Source organism: Pseudoalteromonas shioyasakiensis, from assembly GCF_024518675.1.
GTDB lineage: Bacteria > Pseudomonadota > Gammaproteobacteria > Enterobacterales > Alteromonadaceae > Pseudoalteromonas > Pseudoalteromonas shioyasakiensis_B.
Map to the genome: position 1 here is coordinate 567877 of NZ_JANIGL010000002.1, position 15843 is coordinate 583719.

The 15843-nt window shown below is 39.0% G+C and carries 13 protein-coding genes; 6 read left to right on the forward strand and 7 right to left on the reverse strand.

Features of this window, described 5'->3' with window-relative positions; translation table 11 throughout:
• Window positions 1-114 precede the first annotated feature (114 nt).
• A complete protein-coding gene (locus tag NQT69_RS08485; RefSeq protein WP_256827215.1) occupies window positions 115-1263 on the forward strand; it encodes a hypothetical protein in 1149 nt (382 codons plus the stop codon).
• A 41-nt stretch (window positions 1264-1304) separates the two neighbouring features.
• Here the strand turns inward: NQT69_RS08485 and NQT69_RS08490 are convergent, their stop codons facing one another.
• Window positions 1305-3371 carry a catalase gene (locus NQT69_RS08490; RefSeq protein WP_256827216.1) on the reverse strand — a complete coding sequence of 689 codons (2067 nt, stop codon included), beginning with the start codon at window positions 3369-3371 and terminating at the stop codon, window positions 1305-1307.
• A 578-nt stretch (window positions 3372-3949) separates the two neighbouring features.
• Here NQT69_RS08490 and NQT69_RS08495 point away from each other — a divergent pair.
• On the forward strand, window positions 3950-5275 hold the full coding sequence (locus NQT69_RS08495) for a sodium/glutamate symporter (RefSeq protein WP_256827217.1): 1326 nt from the start codon (window positions 3950-3952) through the stop codon (window positions 5273-5275).
• A gap of 65 nt (window positions 5276-5340) precedes the next feature.
• Here NQT69_RS08495 and NQT69_RS08500 read toward each other — a convergent pair whose 3' ends face one another.
• The 3 genes from NQT69_RS08500 to NQT69_RS08510 form a co-directional block, all read right to left on the reverse strand.
• Window positions 5341-5574 carry a ChaB family protein gene (locus NQT69_RS08500; RefSeq protein WP_256827218.1) on the reverse strand — a complete coding sequence of 78 codons (234 nt, stop codon included), beginning with the start codon at window positions 5572-5574 and terminating at the stop codon, window positions 5341-5343.
• Between the two features lie 14 nt (window positions 5575-5588).
• Window positions 5589-6158, reverse strand: a complete 570-nt coding sequence (gene sodC / locus NQT69_RS08505; RefSeq protein WP_306174015.1) for a superoxide dismutase [Cu-Zn] SodC — start codon at window positions 6156-6158, stop codon at window positions 5589-5591.
• A gap of 421 nt (window positions 6159-6579) precedes the next feature.
• Window positions 6580-7812, reverse strand: a complete 1233-nt coding sequence (locus NQT69_RS08510) for a Vgb family protein (RefSeq protein WP_256827219.1) — start codon at window positions 7810-7812, stop codon at window positions 6580-6582.
• Window positions 7813-8037: 225 nt separating this feature from the next.
• On the opposite strand from NQT69_RS08510, the gene NQT69_RS08515 reads away from it, so the two are divergent.
• Window positions 8038-8346 (forward strand): hypothetical protein, encoded by a 309-nt coding sequence (locus NQT69_RS08515; protein WP_256827220.1) that lies wholly within the window; start codon window positions 8038-8040, stop codon window positions 8344-8346.
• Window positions 8347-8423: 77 nt separating this feature from the next.
• Here the strand turns inward: NQT69_RS08515 and NQT69_RS08520 are convergent, their stop codons facing one another.
• Both NQT69_RS08520 and NQT69_RS08525 read right to left on the reverse strand, forming a co-directional pair.
• Complete coding sequence (locus tag NQT69_RS08520; RefSeq protein WP_256827221.1) at window positions 8424-9011, reverse strand: acyl carrier protein phosphodiesterase; 588 nt, start codon at window positions 9009-9011, stop codon at window positions 8424-8426.
• A gap of 34 nt (window positions 9012-9045) precedes the next feature.
• Window positions 9046-10143 (reverse strand): helix-turn-helix domain-containing protein, encoded by a 1098-nt coding sequence (locus NQT69_RS08525; protein ID WP_256827222.1) that lies wholly within the window; start codon window positions 10141-10143, stop codon window positions 9046-9048.
• Window positions 10144-10545: 402 nt separating this feature from the next.
• On the opposite strand from NQT69_RS08525, the gene NQT69_RS08530 reads away from it, so the two are divergent.
• On the forward strand, window positions 10546-11214 hold the full coding sequence (locus NQT69_RS08530; protein ID WP_256827223.1) for a DUF2306 domain-containing protein: 669 nt from the start codon (window positions 10546-10548) through the stop codon (window positions 11212-11214).
• A 63-nt stretch (window positions 11215-11277) separates the two neighbouring features.
• On the opposite strand, the gene NQT69_RS08535 is transcribed toward NQT69_RS08530, so the two are convergent.
• On the reverse strand, window positions 11278-12297 hold the full coding sequence (locus NQT69_RS08535; protein ID WP_256827224.1) for a metal-dependent hydrolase: 1020 nt from the start codon (window positions 12295-12297) through the stop codon (window positions 11278-11280).
• A gap of 271 nt (window positions 12298-12568) precedes the next feature.
• Here NQT69_RS08535 and NQT69_RS08540 point away from each other — a divergent pair, with 271 nt between their 5' ends.
• Window positions 12569-12946 (forward strand): hypothetical protein, encoded by a 378-nt coding sequence (locus tag NQT69_RS08540; protein ID WP_256827225.1) that lies wholly within the window; start codon window positions 12569-12571, stop codon window positions 12944-12946.
• 944 nt (window positions 12947-13890) lie between these two features.
• Entirely contained in the window at window positions 13891-15750 is a 1860-nt protein-coding gene (locus tag NQT69_RS08545) for a methyl-accepting chemotaxis protein (protein ID WP_256827226.1), read from the forward strand.
• Window positions 15751-15843: the final 93 nt, after the last annotated feature.

Below are 15843 nucleotides of genomic sequence, written 5' to 3' on the forward strand. Positions count from 1 at the left end.
TTTGCTAGCATCGCCTCTAGAGGTTAGCTAACTATCGTTTTAATTTGCACTCATATTAGATCAGTAGGATAGTAGGCATAAGTCGACTCATTAGCAGATAATTTTAGGACACACATGATCAAACTAGTTTTAAGCTCAAGTTTACTTTTAATGTCTTTTTCAACAATTAGTGCCTCTTTAACTGTAGAAGAGCTACGTATAAAAAAAGCAAACACGGCGATCCCTCAAGTATTGAGTGCATTTTCAGATGATATCAATCAATTTGAGCAAAGCTGGAAAAGCCTAGAAAGCTATAAAAATGCCACTGACCTAATCCATGATTACTCAAAACAACTTTGGCGTACTGCTAAACACCGCATTAGCAAAACCAATAACTTCGACGACCGTGAACTGTACTGGGCACGCTTGCAATCAAGTAAAGTTATTCGCTCTCATAAACCTAATTTTGCTATCACAGATGCTGAGCTAACGGCTCTTTTAACTATGTTAGAAGATGGCAGCCGCGGCAGAACTGAGCTTGCTTATACAAAAAACACCGACAAAAAAATCTTACTCACTGGCTTTGACCCATTTTTACTTGATAGAAATATCAATCAGAGTAACCCATCCGGTGTTGCGGCATTATTACTTGATGGCCAAGTTATTAGCTACAAAGGAATAACTGCTGAAGTAAATACCGTGATGGTACCTGTACGTTATGAAGACTTTGATCAAGGTATTATTGAGCAATTACTCGCACCCTATTACGCATTAAATAACGTCGACATGATTGTCACCGTAAGCATGGGTGGTAAAGAGTTCGATTTAGAGCGTTTTCCAGGTAAACGTCGCAGTGTTACAGCGCCAGATAACGCCAATATTGTTTATGGTGGAACGGCCACAGACCCTAAAATATCGCGCTTAAACGATCGTCCCTTACCTGGTAATGAGTTTGTTGAGTTCAGCTTACCAGTAAAGCAAATGCTGCAAGCCAAAGGGCCATTTAAAGTAAATGATAACCATAAAGTGATCACACTAGAAAAAGCGTTTGAACCTAAAACATTAACAGAACTTGATGGCGCCATAGCCGTAAAAGGTGGCGGCGGTGGTTATTTGTCTAACGAAATTTCTTATCGCAGTATTCGTCTGCGTGATGAGCTTAATTCAGATATCCCAACAGGGCATATTCACACCCCACGCATTGCGCAATTTGAGCCAAAAACTGAAGCAAAGATAGTGAAGCAAATCCAAGCTATGTTAGAGCGCAGCTTAGAGGCGTTATAATAAAGTAAAGGCCAGTAAAACTGGCCTTTCAATGCATAAAACTACCTTTTCCAGTATCTTAGATTACCAAGAGTGTTAATAAATTCAGCAGATGGAATTTTAGCTAAGTTCAACCAACCATCATCGCTTTGTTCTTTTAGACCGGCAGCTTCAATTAACGCTGTTGCTTCGTCAGTGAAACCTATGTACTTCATATGGGCATGTGCGTCAGAGATAAAATCCTTCGCTTCGGGTATTTCAGCTAATTGCTTTGCTCCTTCTGCAGTGGTTAATAACATCACTGCATCATAAAGTACTGACGGTCCGCCATTAATCACCTGATCTGCTGTAATATGATCTCCATCACTATTTTTAGTGCCGCCAACTTGAGGTGCTATCACTTCATAGTTCGCCCCTTCACTGGCAAGACTTTTCGTTAAATCAGCAAAAATCTTGGCATCGAATCCTTCACTCACTAATATACCCAGCTTTCTTCCCTTAAACGTATTAGGTGCATTTTTTAAAATACTAAGTGCATCCGATAATGGTAAATCTTGGCGAGTTTCACGGGCAGCTTCTGCAGGCTCTGGCATATGCTCTAACCCTAACCCTTGCGCTACTTGCTGGGCTAGGTGCACATCAATATTTAGTAAATGAGATACCAGTCGCTCTCTGATCGACAAGATTTCTACTTTTGACAGCTCAAATACCAATGCATCTTGAATATGGGTTTGCTCAACCTCGGTTTGGCTCAGGTAGAATTGACGTGCTTGGCTGTAATGGTCGCTGAACGTGTCAGAGCGGTAACGTAATTTACCCCCTTCAGTTTGCCCATCAGAGCTTTTAAAGCCATGTTCTGGGCATTCTCTAGGGTTATGCTCATCGCCACTGAACGAATTCGGTTCATAATTTACTCGGCCTTTAGGATTTTGCATTGCCATGTGGCCATCTTGCAAAAAGTGCCGCATTGGGCATTTTGGCGCATTGACAGGAATTTGTGTGAAGTTAGGGCCGCCTAACCGTTTAGTTTGTGTATCTAAGTATGAAAAATTACGACCTTGCAATAAAGGATCAGGAGTAAAATCAAGACCAGGAACTATATTTTGCGTACAAAAAGCCACTTGCTCTGTTTCGGCAAAAAAGTTATCAACTACTTTATTTAACACCATCTTACCAATGATTTTTACTGGCACTTGCTCTTCAGGGATCAATTTAGTAGCGTCAAAAACATCAAACTCAAATTCATCGGCAAATTGCTGATCAAACACTTGTACACCTAACTCCCACTCAGGGTAATCACCTTGGTTAATTGACTCCCACATATCACGACGATGAAAGTCAGGGTCTGCACCATTTAATTTAAGCGCTTCATTCCACACAACTGATTGCATGCCACCTTTTGGCTTCCAATGAAACTTAACAAATTTCTCTTCGCCTTTGCTATTTATAAATTTAAACGTATGTACACCAAAGCCTTCCATAAATCTTAGCGAGCGAGGAATTGCTCTATCCGACATTGCCCACATCACCATATGCATTGATTCTGGTGATAGACTGATAAAATCCCAAAAAGTATCGTGAGCAGTTTGCGCTTGTGGAAAACCACGATCTGGCTCTGCTTTGGCACTATGGATCAGATCAGGAAACTTCATTGCATCCTGAATAAAAAATACCGGAATATTATTACCTACTAAATCCCAGTTTCCTTCTTGGGTATAAAATTTAACAGCAAAGCCGCGCACATCTCGTGCTAAATCTGGTGAACCTTTATTACCTGCAACAGTGGAGAAACGTGCAAATACTGGGGTTTTTTCGCCTTTACGTTGAAAAATATCCGCAGAAGTTAAATCATCTAAAGCATCATAAGTTTCAAAGTAACCATGAGCGCCATAACCTCGCGCATGAACAACCCGCTCTGGAATACGCTCATGATCAAAATGAAACAGCTTTTCCCTAAGTACATGATCTTCCAATAACCCTGGCCCGCGTTGCCCTGCTTTTAATGAATTTTGATTATCACTTACAGGACAGCCCTGCGCTGTCGTCAGCGTAGGGTGATTGTTATCAGCACTTTGATGCAGCTCACCGCCGTGCCCTTGCTTGTTTGAATATTTAAATGACTCTGCCATGATTTTCCTTCCTAAATAGATTTTTCAAGTAGCGATATAAAACAGCGCTTGTTAACAGCAGATAGGAGTAAGCAAAATAAAGACCAGAGAAAAAGTTATTTAAAATCAATAAATAAAAACAAATTAGGGTAGAGAATAGTTTGAAATATAAAAAGATTACACGCTCAATGTAATCTTTACCTTTTCGCATCACGAATTTATAACTATAAAGGTTTTGTTGAACAGCATATGTTGTAAAAAGTGAGGAATATCGCAAAGCAACTACGAAGGACAAGAGATCACTCCCCATCACACAGCAGAGCACTTATATCAATCCCTACCGATTTGTACATTTGATTTAAAGCTTTATCTTCTGAGCAGCTTATTAGCACTAACAAGTTTAGTTTGAAAATTATTCAAACACTTTGTAAAGTCTATCAACCTCAATAAAAGAAGATGAATTAGCATTTAAATATCAATAACCTACAAACGAAAAGCAATGGAATATATTTTGCTTAAAATCATATATCGTTTTTAAAAACATAAGGTTCTTTTATTAACCGGCAGTTAAAAGAGCTTAGATATAGGTTATTTAAGTTATGGATATAGCACTATTTTTCAAATCACTACTATTACTAGCACTGTTTTTAACCCTAGGTAACCTCATAAAGTACACATTATTAAAGGGTTTTATTATTCCGTCCTCATTGATTGCCGGGGTGTTAGCTTTAGTCTTAGGTCCACAGCTATTAGGGCAGTATATAAACCTTTCGCTGCAAGACACTAATTTATGGATAGATAAAACTGTCACAGCTGTGTGGAAAGAACTACCCGGCTATTTGATTGTGGTGGTTTTTGCAGGTTTATTCTTAGGCAAAGAAATCCCTACCATTAAGCAATCTTTAAATCAGAGCTTACCCAACTTGAGCTTTGGTTATAGTATTGCTATAGGGCAATATGTTGTGGGTATGATCACAGCTTTATTAGTCTTAGCGCCTTTATTTGATACCGACGCTGTAGCAGGGGCGTTAATTGCAGTAGGCTTTCAAGGCGGGCACGGCACAGTCGCAGGCTTGCAGTCTACATTTGAAAATATCGATTTTGCTAAAGGCATGGATTTAGGGCTTGGGATTGCAACAATAGGCCTGATAAGCGCGATTGTTTTAGGCACACTTATGTCTAACCGTACAAGTGGCGGTAATCAAGAACTAGAGATAAGCCACGATGAAAAAGTCCAAGTCAAAGACCGTCCCTTTGGCTTACACTTTGCTATTTTAGGCTCTGTTATTATACTTGCTTGGCTGACTTTAAGCGGTTTACAAGTGGCAGAAAAAAGCCTCTTTGCCGATTCATCAGTAAAAATACTTGAGTATATGCCTTTATTCCCCATTGCTATGATGGTTGGTCTAGTTGTGCAAATAGCGCTTAATAAATCAGGAATGGGAAATTTAATTAGCCACTACCAAATAAACCAAATTTCTAACCTCGCACTGGATTTACTAATTATTGCGGCTCTTGGCGCACTTAATCTATCGGTTCTAGCGAAATACTGGCAAAGCATATTAATTTTAGGTGCTGTTGGGGTTGCGTATAGTTCAGCCATTTATTTTTTCTTCGGCTCTTGGTTTTTCCAAAAAGATTGGAAAGTTAGAGGTATTGGGGAGTTAGGCCAATCAATGGGCACAACAGCCGTAGGGCTATTAATGTTAAAACAAGCCACAGCAAGCCCAAGTGAGCACATCCGACCCTTTAGCTATAAACAACCGCTTTACGAGCCTGTTGTGGGTGGCGGTATTGTCACAGCCCTAGCCCTTCCTGCAATTGCCAACTTTGGGCCTTGGGTATTCACTAGCATAATGTCTGTTATTTTAGTGTCGGTTGTAGTTGGTTTTGCATTTTATAAAAAACGTTTAAAAAATAGCTAAGTAATACAATAAAAAGCGCCGCTTAAAATTGCGGCGCTTTTACAATTGCTCGATCAATGCTGAATTTAATCACTCGACTTCACCCAATTACCCCGCTCATTTTTATGATAGCTGTTTTTAACCGCAGACCAAGCAACTTTATGTGCAGTTGTTTCACGGTCGTCATCGTTTTCTCTATCACTGGGATCCTCGTAAGTATCCCAAGCGCTATTAAAAGCCTCTTGATATATCTCTTGAGCATGTTTAGGTAAGTTACTTTTTACCGACTCAGGTAACTCGCTTGTATTTTGAAAAGGCATAAATAAACTCCCTATTACTTAATTACGCCACAAGCAACACGTTTACCGCCGCCACCTAATGGCTTAGGCTCATCGGCATAATTGTCGCTTCCTTGGTGGATCATCACTGCATGTTGCTTAAGCTGCTCAAGCTTGAGCCTTGGCGCTAAAACAGGCGATTTAGCTTCGCCACGCTCATTAACAAATAACGCAGGTAAATCGCCTAAGTGACCGTTACTCCATGGCTCATCATGGTGTTCAGCGCTGTTTGGATCAAAGTGCCCACCAGCAGCCCCTGCAGGAACAACTTTCCCCTCTTTTTCCTTAGGCTCACAACTAGCAAATTGATGAATATGAAAACCGTGCTGCCCAGGAGTTAAGCCTTTTAAATCGGGGGTAAAAGTAACACCGTGTTCATTTTCTGACAGCGTGATGATGCCTAATGATTGCCCCTGCCCGGCCTTGGTTGCCTGATACATTTCAACGTCAATATTCGCCAAGGCGCTATTTTGTAGACATATACTGGTAAATAATACGGCACAAGCAGGTTTTAAAATACGTGTCATACTTTTTTTCATCATTGAATTAAACCGCAAGTTTTTCATCATAATCTCCTCGTTTGTATCAAGTTAATAAATCAATAACGCTAGATTTAGCGACTATTTTACAAAGAGGTTCAATGTCCATACCAAGCTGCTAGCATGACTGACCGCCGCTCAACAAATAATTTTAAGACATTGATTTATAAGAATTGTTAAACTTAAAGGAAGTATATTAAATATTCGCTGCTCGTTTTTTATTAAAAATCGCACAAAAAGTAGGGCAAATTTACAAACTAATAGACAAAGTTACATCCTTAACAGAAAGGTCATTTTCTTACAATAAAGCTGCTACTGCGCGAAGGTTAAAGCCAGAGTTTTTAAACTCTGCTGTCCGTAGTATGAACACTGTGGTTTTAAGTTACACTTGAACATGAGTTTAGCTGGTTTTATTTGCTAACTTCAGCCTAGGCTCAAGTGAAATAGATTACTTAGTCCATGTAATTTCGGCTAGTTGATTGGTTGCTGTTTGATGGATAATAAGCCCATTATTGCCCATTCGCATATGCCTTATTAAGCCAGAATAAACGCCCTCTTTACTGGGTATTTGCCAGCTTTGCATTGTTTCACTCTTAAGATCGAACCTAACAAGGGTTTCAGGTCGTTTTGCTGACTCGTTAAACCAAATAGCATCATCAGCATATTCAATGGCATACGGGTGACTATCTTCGCCACTGGGGTTATCCCACTGAGTAATTTTGCCTGTTTTAGAGTTGTAACGCCCCAGCTTACCCATGCCTGAGTTCACATAAAAAATCATATCATCAGGGGTAATTGCTAGTCTACGGGTATGCGTACTCGCACCGGGTAGCTCAATTTCAGTCAGTTTCATAGAATTTCTATCAACCTTAACCAAGCAGTTGCTACCATTACACGACACCCAAGGAGTCCCGCTTGAGTCAAGTTTTATACCATAGGGGCGAGAACCTTTAGTGGGTAAAGTTGCCAGTTGTATATCGCCATTTTTAGGGTCTAATTTACCAATCATATTGCTATGTTGCAGAGTAAACCAAAATGTACCGGCATCATCAAATACACCTGTATGCGGATCACGGGCTTTTTTATCTGGCATTTCATAAACTTTAAACTGCTCAGTTGCCAAACCTAAATACCCTACAGTGCCATTTTTATTGCCTAAAAACCAAGGCGTCAGGTTTTTATCAAGGGACACACTATGAGCAAACGTTCCACTTGGCAAAGTATACTCTTTCATCTTTCCTGTTTGCGGGTCTAACCGACCAAGGATATTCCCCCATTGGCCAACCCACCAAATAATTCCGTCTTTACCCTGTACTGGATCCCGCGCACGTTGGCCAAGTGTTGGCATTTGCCAATATTTAAAGTTTAACTTGAGATCTCCATCAATTACCTTTGAGTCACGCTTAGCGTTAACTGGATAATGTTCTGCTAAATAAGCACTTATGTCTTGAGTTAATTGCGTGTCTGAGCCAGTATCAACCATATAGCTAATAAGCGTTTTCCAATGTTCTTGACTATAACCCGCACTGCGATCGAGATTCTTAAGGCTATGGCAACTACTGCATAACTGTTTAACTAATTGCTTCGTCTCTTTGGCCAAAACAGATACTGGTGAAATTAATACTCCTGATACGGCCATTACAGCTACATATTTATTAACTACAGATTTATCCCTACTCATAACGCCCCCTTACTTTTTTATTATTAAAGCATAGGGTAAAAACACTTACCATCAATGTTTATTTTGCAATAATTACCGAGCTTTAGCGCCAATATTAAAAATAGTTTATCGTCAAACTAAACCTCATTATATAAAAACCTTACCGCCACATTGCTGGCTGCCAACAAGCTCAGGTATAATCACTTTTTCAGGCTTTATTTTCAGCCTTCTAACTTGGATTACACAATGAAAAAACTCTCTGCCGTGCAAATCAAGCAACAAGCACTTGTACTGAATGTTGCCGACACAATAGAAGAACAAGGCCGCAATGAACTCCCAGGTATGCTGCAATGCTGGTTTGATGTGGAGTATCACTTATTCCCAGGCTCCTTACTCATGTGCTTTCAGTTTGAGAATGAGCAAGCGTTAGCTGCAGCAGAACCAGAGCTTTTAAAATGGCAAAAACGCTTAAGTGGTGCAATGCTTAAAAAAGGGGTTATTTTAAAAGATATGCGCAAGCATTTAGTGTTCACCCTTAAAGGGCCTGATGATTAATTTATTAAGCAACGAGAAACAGGTTACGAGCTTCGGAATTTTCGGCTCGTTCCTCTACTCTTGTAACTACTGAAAACTTAGACCTTTTCAATCCCCTGCTGCTTCACATGCTCAATAAGTTCTGGAAAAAACGCTAAAAATAGCGCATCTAACTCACGGTAATTACGATCGATATCCTCCACCGCACCAGTAAACTGATTAGTAAAGCGAATGCGTTTTGCAATATTATCAAGTGCTAGCCCCACACCGTCGAGGGTTTCGTATTCTTTAAACCAATCGTTTTCGGTCAAACTGATGACTACTCGCTGCATTTTACCCGGCATAACAGAAATACGCTGTTGTAAAAAGCCATAACTCATTTGCTTAAAGTCACACAATGATTGCGTGTTAAAAGCATGCCAATGTTGAATTAAAAAATGATCAAATAGCACATCAATCGCCACCCCAGCAAAGCGCTTACGTTTAGATGAAAAGTACTGCTTAGCTTCTTTTACTAAGGGGTGAGCATCGGTAAACCTGTCAACCAAGTAGTGGTTGTCTAACCCATTTTCCACCGTCATAGGTAACCGCTCTATATGCTTACGACCACCAAAATCACCGAGTAAATTTCCAAAGTGTGAATCGGCCGTAGGCTTTGCTAAATAAAGGTGAGCTAAGTAATTCAAGAATGTTCCTACATTTCAGTTTCTACTAAAGTAGCTACTCAACCACTACTATCATGCTTTCGCTCTGGCTGTAACCGTTTTGTTTTCGATACTCATTAGGAATACCGCCCACAATACTTTTAAACACACGATTAAACGTTGCAAGGGAAGAAAAGCCGCTCTCAAGTGCAATGCTCAATATACTCCATTCTTTAGCTTGCTCACTTGCTAATAACCCTTTCGCATAATTTACACGGTATTGGTTAATAAACAGATTAAAGTTAGCCACCTTATAATGATATCGAATAGCGCGGCTAATTTTGTATTCAGGCACCTGAAGTGCTTGTGCAAAGTCTGAAATTTTAAGATTTGTTTGTAAGAATAACTGCTGCTCGTTCATAAGTTTAGAAATGCCTGCCACCAACTCGGGTGGTATTTGCTCTTGATGATTACTATCACTGGAATGCTTTACTTCATCACTATCAAAACCAACCTCATTCTTATCAGTTTGATCTCGCGTTTGCTTGTTTGAGTTACTTACTTGAAGAGTCATGACCGTGTGCATTGCAAATACAATTAACAGCGCAGAAGAGGTGATAATTAGCGGATTATAGAGCGCAATCTCCTCTGGGCTAAATATAAATACAGGTAATATACTGGCATTAACAACCGCTAAAAAGTACGCACTAGCAAAAATCACCGACTGCACTTTTTGAGCGTGTGTTTTGCTATTGAAACCTCTCAGCGATTCCCAAAAAGAAAGCACTAAAATGCACGACGAAAGTAAACCTGTTATTTCATTCATGCCTTGTTTTAATCGCCACATTATTTGACTGCTAGAAAGTGGTTGCGGGTCAAGGCTAACCAAATAGTGCCATGTTTGATTAAACATGATCAAAAGCGCGATAGTTGCAGCAACGGCCACATGTCTGCGTGAAATAGGATTGTGTTCGCGAAATAAGGCCCGTGAAATTAACCACGAAACATTACACGTTGCGCAAGTAAACAAGCCAATAAAATACTGATATTCACCCACGCTCGGTGCACTGAGTTTTTGCGCCCCCACCATACACAGCGAGCCACAAAATACGACAAATAAATAATGAACCAGCTGCTTATCTTTTTTAAGCGCATTTACAAGCATCAAACTCATACAAATGAAAACCAGCAGAAAATAAGGAGACGTATTTTGCATAACAGTGCGCTTTTAACCTGACGTATAAACTTACCTAGTTAACATAGTACAAAGTAACTTTTCAGTTAGCAAAAAGACTTTGTTAGGGAATGTGTCTGTAGAAGTTAATTAATTCTCAAAATTACCCTTATATCATTGCTCAAATTTCAAATTTGATAAGAAACCGCCCTTCAAGCCCTTTATATTTGCGTTATTCGTTTAATGTAGAAAAAGAAAAAACACATGTATAAAATCAAACTTAACCCAAATTCACTGCTTAATAACAGTAAAAAAATATGGTTTACGTGCCTTCTCATGGCGCAGTTCTGCTTTGTGACATACCTCACTTTGGGGTACGGGCTTACGGGCGCCACTAGCGGAATGTCTGATTGGAATCGGCTAAATAGCACAGCTTATGTTGCTAATGATGCAGCAGGAAACTTCATGTATGCGGCACATGTATTATTAGCGATTGTGATGATTATAGGCGGCAGCTTACAATTAATCCCCGCTATACGAACAAAGCATCCTCGCTTTCACCGTTATAACGGCCGTATTTTTGTGCTATTAGCCTGCACCATTTCAATGGCAGGTATTTACCTGATACTCGCCAGAGGAACCGTTGGCAATACCTTGATGCATGGGTTAACTATCTTTGGCGGCGGCGTGGTCATCTTATCAAGTCTGTTAGCTGTAACAGCAGCCAGAAAACGTAATATTGCTCTTCATAAAATATGGGCAATACGCTTATATCTCGCAGCAAATGGGGTATTATTTTTTCGCTTGATGATTTTTGCTTGGTTCTTAATATTTGGTACTTTAGGAGTTGATACCACCACGTTTACCGGCCCAACGGTGTTAGCTATAAGTATTTGCTCATATGTGCTCCCTTTGCTTATTGCTGAGCTGGTACGATATGCAGAAAATACCACGAATAAAGTTATTACACTTATCACTGCAAGCTTAATGGTATTGATAGCCATTGTATTTTTAGTGGGTTTATTTGGGGTCGTGTTAGCCAACTGGTTCCCAGCGATAGTTAACTTATAGACATGCTACCCTCTATTTAAAAGGGAGACTTTTCTGATTAACGTCCAATCAAAAGCCACTTTATTAATCAGTGGCTTTAGCTGATAAATCAACGCTAGGATCTGTAATGCGCGAAAAAATGAGTTCGAGCTTATCTAGTGGAAGCCTATTATTCAGCTTTTGGTAACCCCCAGTAACCCACTGCTGATTACGTTGCTGTGCAACCACAAACGAGAATACATAATAACTTTCTTGACCCATTCTTAAGTCACTCATTATTAACTTTTCATCTTGTTGATACACACCGTAAAGGCCTTTGGTGAAGTTTTGCAATAATGTGATGGGCTTTTCTGTTTCAAACTGAGTTAATAATGCGTTTGTTGTCGGGTAAAAATCTATATCAATATTTTCTATTACATCAAACACTGACGCATAAATCTCATAATGACCTTGCTCAGTTATAGCGACAGCTCGCCAAAGTAGCGTATTTAGCGCTGTGGGCGTACTTTCAAAGTGCGTAAATGCAATATTTTGATTCTGTAGTGCCTGATGAACCTTGTCATTGATATGCCATTTAGCTAATAAACTCCAGCTTAAATAAAGCGAACTTACGATAAGGGCACAAATATTGATATGTTGAGCATATGGCTTAAAACGTACAAAACAAAGTGCGATAAACGAGATTAACAACGGCACAGTGTACGCAGGATCAATAATAAAGATACTCGAAATACCAAACGGGTATGTCAAAAGCGGCCACAGTAACTGTGTGCCATACACTGTAAAACTATCTAGTAGTACATGGGTACTTAAAATTAAAAAAATAGCGACTGTCCAACGCCGTTGTGACACACCTTTAGCCCAGCTCATTTTTAGCAATAGCCAAGCAAATAAGGGACTGAGCAATAACTGTATAATTAAAGAATGACTAAAACTGCGATGATAAACAAAGTTCTCAATCTCAGAACCAAAATTTATCAACACATCTAAGTCAGGCAAGGTACCTAATACCGCTCCGATCAATAACGATTTTCGGCCTAGTTTATTGCCAAGTACTGAATAAGCAACTGTGCCACCAAGTACAACCTGTGTCAGCGAATCCAATGAAAACTCCTTTACAAAATAGTTTACCGCCTAGCTATGTTGTACTGGTTTATGGCCAGTGTCGATCTCTTTTCACATATCGCTATAACTGAGCGGTATAAATCCAAGTGGTAACGACCAAGCCAACAGCTCAATTACAATTGTATTTGAATAATTCAGTAAAGAGTCAGCCCGACATTGCTATCACTGTTGCTGCATTAACAAGGTCACGTGAGCCTTAAAGCAAATTGCGTAACCTTATTTTCCAATTAGTAGAGATAGCCAACACCTTATGACAACGACTTTTTTAAGTAAACCGCAACAAACTGCACTGCAAGAGGCACTTGTCACCAACAAGCTGCTAAGCAATAACAGCCTCACTAGTTGCTCGAGCTCAACCGAACAACAAGCTTATAGTCATATCGCGGTGACCCTTTACCGGTTTAATTTACAAAAAATAAAATGGCCGTACTTTTTAAATACAGCAATTAATACTGCGACCGACGTGTGCCAGTGGTTAACCTGTGAACTTGTAAGGTGCCAACAAGAATACCAAGCTCAACCTAATGAGAACGCAGTAATTGAACAAAGTGCATTTTTTAACGGTATTTTTAGTGAGGAGCTCACCTATATAAACACTATTGTTGAAGCTAACATACACGTTGAGTAGAAACTCACTTTATAGTGGAGCCACATAAGAATAGCACCTATAAAGGAAACAACCATACCAACTCAAACCAATCGACACCTTGTTTATCGCCCTTAATGACTCAATAAGTTTAGAAGTAGTAGAAACATTAAAAAAATGAATCGCACAACCTAGGTAAAGCTTCTCCTTACTAACCCAACCAGTAATCTAACGATTAATACCCATCCTGTATCAATTGTAGCTTGTAGGAAATAGCGTGCGAGTATTTCAAACGGGCGTAGGCAGCTCTTCATAAACACCATTTTGGGAACGCACGTATAATCTAATTAGCCCAATTAAGGCTGCTTACTCCAATCAATTTGGTTCATAATTGTAGAGTTGTATATCGTAATGCAGAACCAAAATACTTGAATGACACTTTATTCTTCAAAATTATTCACCCAATAATCCAAAGCCTTATCATACGTTTAAAGCCCCTAATAATTAATACCTATTAGGTAAGCCTAAAAGGGTATTAAACTTATTAATATGCTTCAAAAAATTAGCATAAATGTAATAATATTAATTAAAAGGCACAGTCAATATAAAGGTTTAATATTTATTTCCAACTTATAACCATTAAAAATTCCCATACTTATCAATAAGTCTAGATAAAAAAATTTGTAAATGAAAATTCTCTCTGCCCTAGAAAATACCAAACGATATAGTTTTATAACTTTAATAAAAAATTAATGATAAATAAGGCAATCCGCTTATTACCTAAATACGGTAATGCGATTAAAATTCGCCCACTTCACAGATAAGGGTTGAGTAATATGAAACTAAATATCAAATTGTATTGTGCATTTTCATGCATTATAGCTTTAATGCTAATTTCTAGTACTGTTGTATGGTTCAAAGTTTCAACAGAAACAAATAGAGCTTTAGAGATTAAAAGTGATGATCTGCCGGGGCTTATCCTATATATGACCCAGTTAAGTGAGCTCTATCAAATGCAAAATAATGTACTCGAATATCTTGCTGGCGATGTGAATAAGGCAATTGAGTTTAGTAAGCAGTATGACCTTTTTAAACAAACCCTAAATGAGTTAGAAAAATACGAATCTGCGAATCAACGAGATCGTGAGAAAATGATCCGCATACATCACCTTATTGACAATTTTCATCAGAAAGTTACTACAAATATTTTTGCGCGATACAACCCTAAAACTTTTAAGAAAGCACAAACACGTGCTGTTGCCTTAGCCAATACAACAGGCAAAGAACTTGAAGCATTATTAGAAAAATTGAAAAATAAAGAGCTTGCTGATGCCCTCCAAGAAACCGATATCAATGAAACACTAACCAACAACTTACCTAGCGTACGTTATTATTTAGAGCTTGTTGATGAAGCCAGTGATATGTTGTCGTCTTTATCAGCTCATTTAGATGGCAATTTAAATGCAGGTAAAAATTTTGAAGAAAACACCGCAACTTTCAACAAATATTTGAATTTATTAAATGCACTTGAGCATAAGCCTGAAGAACTTTCTGATATTAAAAGAATAAATATACTCTTTAATAAATTAAAAAATAATGTCAATGAAATATTTAATGATTACACACCACAGCAACATACTTTAGCGAAGCATGAAGTACAGCGTTTGGAAATGAGTATAGTCGATGAGTTAACAAAAATACTGCAAACCTCTGCAACCGAAGAGCGCGATGATGCAATATCTACATTAGCGTATTTAGTGAGCGGCCTTAATGTATCGCTTACAATTATAATTTCAATTACGCTAGTTGCTACCTTTGTTGGATTTACTGTTGCATATTTAATAAGTCGTTCAATATTAACTCGCCTGTCTCTAGTACTTGAGACCGCAAATAGCATCAGCGATGGTGATATTTCAAAAGCAGCAATTGTACATAAAGGGAAAGATGAAATAGATGCTTTAGCTGACGCGACTAATAGAATGTCAGTATCACTGAATAGTTTATTAGAATCAATTAGCACAGTGGTATCAGAGGTGAGAACCTCTAGCACAGATATAGCCGACACAAACAACCAAATTGCAACCAGAAGCCAAGAGTCAGCGGATCAATCAACTCATGTTGCCACAGCGATCGAAGAAATGAGCTCTACGGTATCTGAAGTTGCACGTCAAAGCCAGCAAGCCTCAAATCAAGCCGAAAATGCAAGAACACTAGCGAGCAATGGTGGTTTATCTGTAAAGAGTACAGTGTATGAAATTAAAAGTGCTTCGAACCGAGTGCAATCTACTGCAGTTACTGTAACAGAGCTTGGTGAGTTAAGTGCGCAAATAGGTAATGTGATAAGCGTTATTGGTGGAATTGCAGAGCAAACTAACTTACTGGCATTAAACGCTGCAATTGAAGCTGCACGAGCGGGTGAACAAGGTCGCGGGTTTGCTGTCGTTGCAGATGAAGTAAGAACGTTAGCTGAACGTACAAGTAAAGCAACTGAGGAAGTTGCGAACACCGTACAATCTATTCAAAACCAAACTCAAATTGCAGTTAACTCAATGCAAAGTAGCGTTGAGCAAGTAAATGTGAGTGTTACTTTAGCTGAAGAGGCTGGTGAACAATTAGAGAGCATAGTGTTAGGAGCCAGTGAGATTGCAACTATGATTCAGTCAATTGCTACTGCAACAGAGGAGCAGTCTGTTGTTGCCTGCGAAATGGCTAAAGATGTGTCAGATATTGAACAATCTAGTCAAGGCTCACTTCGCGATACCCAAATTGCAGCCCACTCAGCTAATACTTTAAATAACCAGGCTGAGCAACTTGCACAACTCGTTACGAAATTTAAGTTACGCTAAAGGCTATTCTATTGGCCCAAACTAACAGTTTAAAAGGTCGTTTTTAGAGCCATGTGTCACTTCAGTATAATTAAAATACACAAGTGACACATG